Origin of the sequence: Mycobacterium mantenii (assembly GCF_001667865.1) — a bacterium.
In the GTDB taxonomy this organism is placed as follows: domain Bacteria; phylum Actinomycetota; class Actinomycetes; order Mycobacteriales; family Mycobacteriaceae; genus Mycobacterium; species Mycobacterium mantenii_A.
Genome location: NZ_LZJP01000051.1, coordinates 1 through 4907, shown reverse-complemented (window position 1 = coordinate 4907; position 4907 = coordinate 1). Strand labels below are relative to the sequence as shown.

Annotated in this window: 1 protein-coding gene; it reads right to left on the bottom strand. The window is 66.7% G+C overall.

Features of this window, described 5'->3' with window-relative positions:
* Window positions 1–4907, bottom strand: a 4907-nt coding sequence (locus tag A5688_RS08585) for a non-ribosomal peptide synthetase (RefSeq protein ID WP_120312508.1), incomplete at both ends; no start/stop codon positions are given.

Genomic DNA, 4907 nt, shown 5'->3' with positions numbered 1-4907 from the left:
GAATCTTGGTGTTCGTAGGCCGCCAGGCTGCGTTGGCGCACCCGGGCCAACAACTCGGCAACACTGGGATCACCACCCAGATCCACCCGCAACACCAACGTATTGACGAAAAAACCCACCACATCATCGAGCGCGGGATCACTGCGCCCCGCGATCGGAAAACCCACCGCCACATCCGAACTCGCACCCAGCTTGGCCAACAACACCGCCAACGCCGCCTGCACCACCATGAACTCAGTCGCATTGTGCGCCCGCGCCACCGCACGCACCCGCTGCTGCAACTGCGCCGACCACGCAATGTCCACACTGGCCCCGCGATAATCGGCCACCAACGGATACGGCCGATCCGTCGGCAACTCCACCCGCTCGGGCAACCCCGCCAAGGCCTCTTCCCAATAAGCCAGCTGCCCCGCGATCGGACTATCCGAATCCTCCAGATCACCAAACCGGGCCCGCTGCCACAACGTGTAATCCACATACTGCACCGCCAACGGAGCCCACCCCGGCGCCCGACCCGCACACCGACTGGCATACGCAAGACCCAAATCACGCACCAACGGCGTCAGCGACCAACCATCCGCAGCAATATGATGGACCACCGCCACCAACAGATGCTCGTCATCGCCGAGACGGAATAGCTTTGCTTGTATGGGTATTTCGCTTCCCAGGTCGAATGGGTAGCTCGCTTCGGCATGCATCGCCTCCTCTATTCGTGCCGGTGACCAACCGGCTGCATCAATCACATCCGCCCCGACATCTGCCCGCTCAGCGGGTATCACCACCTGGTGCGGTACCCCCTCGGACACGGTGAATACCGTGCGCAAACTCTCATGGCGGGCCACCACGTCGACGAGTGCGGCGCTCAGCGCCGGCACGTCCAGTCGGCCGCGGATCCGCAGCGCCGCCGGCATGTTGTACATCGGCGATGGCCCCTGCAGCTGATCGATGAACCACAACCGGGACTGCCCGAACGACAACGGCACCGCCGCCGGTCGCGGGCCTGCCAGCACCCGCGAAGGCCGATCCGCACCACCGCCGAGTCGTGGCGCCAACTGCGCCACGGTGGGCGACTCGAACAGCGCCCGCACCGAAATCCTGCTGGACAGTGTGGTATTCACTGCCGCGATCAAACGCATCGCCGACAGCGAATCGCCGCCGAGGTCGAAGAAGGAGTCGTCGACACCGACGCGCTCCACACCCAGCACCTGGGCGTAAATGCCGGCCAGGATCTCCTCGATGGCGCTCACCGGGGCCCGGTAGCGGTCGGCGTCGGAGTATTCCGGCGCCGGCAGGGCCTTGGTGTCCAGCTTGCCGTTGACCGTCAACGGCAGCGCGTCGAGCACCACCACCGCCGACGGCACCATGTACGTGGGGAGCCGCCGACCCAACCGGGCCCGAATGTCGGCGGGGTCAGCGGCTCCAGTCACATAGCCGACGAGACGCTTCTCGCCGGCACGATCTTCACGGGCGATCACAGCCGCGTGCTCCACGCCGTCCAAATCGGCGAGCACGGTGCGGATTTCGCCCAACTCGATGCGATACCCACGCACCTTGACCTGCTCGTCGGCGCGGCCCAGATACTGCAGTTGCCCGTCGGCACCCCAGCGGACCAGATCCCCGGTGCGATACATGCGTTTTCCGGGCGCTTCCGCGCCTGCGAACGGGCAGGCCACAAACCGCGAGGCCGACAGGCCCGCCCGGCCCATATACCCGGTCGCCAAACCACCGCCGGCGACGTAGAGCTCACCGGTCACACCAGCCGGCACCGGCCGCAACCAACCATCGAGCACGAAAAACGCCAGGTTCGCCAGCGGCACCCCGATCGGGCTGACGCTGCTGTCCACGTCACCGTCGACGATCTCACGGAACGACGCGTGCACCGTCGTCTCGGTGATGCCATACATATTGATCATCCGAGGCAGGCCCGGGTGGTGGTGCAACCACGTCGACAACCGGTGCGGCTCCAGTGCTTCACCGCCGAAGACCACCGTCTGCAACTTCAGCTGCTCACCCAACTCCGGCGCCAACGCATCGGCACTCTGCAACGCATAAAACGCCGACGGCGTCTGACTCAACACACTGACCTGCTCACGCACCAACAACGCATGCAAGTCTTCCGGCGAGCGGACCACGTCGTCGGGCACGACAACCAGACGCCCGCCCCTCAGCAGTGCGCCGAAAATCTCCCACACCGAGAAGTCGAAAGCCAGGGAATGGCACTGGGTCCAGACCCCGCCCAGGCTCAGGTGAGCATCGATCGCATCCAGGAGCTGGGTGACGTTACGGTGGGCGACCGCCACGCCCTTGGGAATGCCGGTCGAGCCGGAGGTGTAGATCACGTACGCGATGCTGTCCGCGGCCGGCACCGGCAGGCCGGTGGTGGGCTGGCTGCGCACGGCTGGGTCGTCGATGTCGACGATCACCCCGTCGAAACCATCGAGCCGCTCGCACACCTCGGCGGTGGTCACCGCCGCGATCGGCGCGGCATCACCGAGCACGAACTCCAACCGCGCCGCCGGCACACCCGGATCGATCGGCACGTAGGCCGCCCCGGTCTTGAGCACCGCCAGGATCGCCATCACCGCTTCGGCCGACCGTGGGATCACCACCGCCACCCGCTGCCCCGGCCCGGCACCCTGCTCGGTGAGCAAGTGCGCCAACCGATTTGTGGACTCGTACAGCTCGCGGTAGGTAAACGATCGCTCGCCGCAGGTGATCGCCACGGCGCCCGGGGCGCAGGCGACCTGTGCGGCGAACAACGCCGGAATCGACACCAAAGCCATCGGCGGCGCGGTGGTTATCGCTCGGTTGCCGGCCGCGTCGAGCCATTCATGTTCCGCGGCGTCGAGCAGATCGATCGACGAAAGCCGTTGTGCGGGATTGTCGGTCATGGCGGTCAGCACCCGATGAAACCGCTCGATCAGCGTCTCGATGCTCGCGGCGTCGAACACGTCGGCGCGGAATTCCACCGCTCCGCCGATCCCGGCGGGCCGGCCATCCTCGGTCCAGCGTTCGGCGAGTGAGAACACCAGATCCATCCGGGCGACCCGGGTGTCCAGCGGCAGTGGGGTGACCTGCACGTCACCCAGTGCCAGCCCGGCGGCGGGGCCGTCGTGCTGCCAGGGCAGGTTCTGCCAGGCCAACACCACCTGGACCAGTGGGTGGTGCGCCAGGGAGCGGCTGGGATGGAGCCGTTCGACCAGTACCTCGAAGGGCACGTCTTGGTGTTCGTAGGCCGCCAGGCTGCGTTGGCGCACCCGGGCCAACAACTCGGCAACACTGGGATCACCACCCAGATCCACCCGCAACACCAACGTATTGACGAAAAAACCCACCACATCATCGAGCGCGGGATCACTGCGCCCCGCGATCGGAAAACCCACCGCCACATCCGAACTCGCACCCAGCTTGGCCAACAACACCGCCAACGCCGCCTGCACCACCATGAACTCAGTCGCATTGTGCGCCCGCGCCACCGCACGCACCCGCTGCTGCAACTGCGCCGACCACGCAATGTCCACACTGGCCCCGCGATAATCGGCCACCAACGGATACGGCCGATCCGTCGGCAACTCCACCCGCTCGGGCAACCCCGCCAAGGCCTCTTCCCAATAAGCCAGCTGCCCCGCGATCGGACTATCCGAATCCTCCAGATCACCAAACCGGGCCCGCTGCCACAACGTGTAATCCACATACTGCACCGCCAACGGCGCCCACCCCGGCGCCCGACCCGCACACCGACTGGCATACGCAAGACCCAAATCACGCACCAACGGCGTCAGCGACCAACCATCCGCAGCAATATGGTGAGCCACCGCCACCAACACGTGGTCGTCGTCGGCGATCCGCAAAAGCACTGTCCGCAAGGGGATTTCGCTGGACAAGTCGAACCGGTGCCGCGCCGCGGTGTCGATCGCTTCACTCAGGCGGTCTATCGACCAGTCACCGGCATCGATCACCGGCCAGGCGACGTCGACCTGCTCGGGCGGGATAATCACTTGCCGCGGCGTCCCCTGGTGTGCGGGGAACACCGTGCGCAGGCTTTCGTGGCGGGTCACCACGTCGCGCAACGCGGCGCCCATCGCGGCGGTATCCAAGCGCCCGCTCAGCCGCAGGGCGACCGCCATGTTGTGGACGGGAGACGGCCCGTGTAACTGGTCGAGGAACCAGAGCCGCGATTGGGCAAACGACAACGGCACGACGGCCGGCCGGTCGGCGGCCACCACCCGCGCGAGCTTGCTCCCCCCTCCGCACACACGCGGCGCCAACTCGGCGACGGTGGGTGCCTCGAACAGCACCCGCACTCCCAGTTGGGCATCGAGGCCGGTATTGACGGCTGAGACGAGCCGCATTGCCGACAGTGAGTCGCCGCCGAGGTCGAAGAAGGAATCGTCGACCCCGACGCGGTCCACGCCCAGGACCCGGGCGTAGATGCCGGCCAGGATCTCCTCGATCGCGTTTTCCGGAGCGCGGTAACCATCACCGCCCCCGTAGTCCGGGGCGGGCAGGGCGCGGGCGTCCAGCTTGCCGCTGACCGTCAGCGGCAGCGCGTCGAGCACCACCACCGCCGACGGCACCATGTATGTGGGGAGCCGCTGACCCAACCGGGCCCGAATGTCGGCCGGGTCAGCGGCTCCGGTCACATAGCCGACGAGACGCTTCTCGCCGACACGATCTTCACGAACCAGCACCGCCGCTTGTTCAACGCCGTCCAAATCGGCGAGCGCGGTGCGGATTTCGCCCAACTCGATGCGGTAGCCGCGGACCTTGACCTGTTCGTCGGCGCGGCCGAGGTAGCGCAACTGTCCGTCGGGGCCCCAGCAGACGAGGTCGCCGGTGCGATACATCCGGGTGCCCGGTTCACCGAACGGACACGCCATGAACCGCGACGCGGTCAGCCCGGGCCG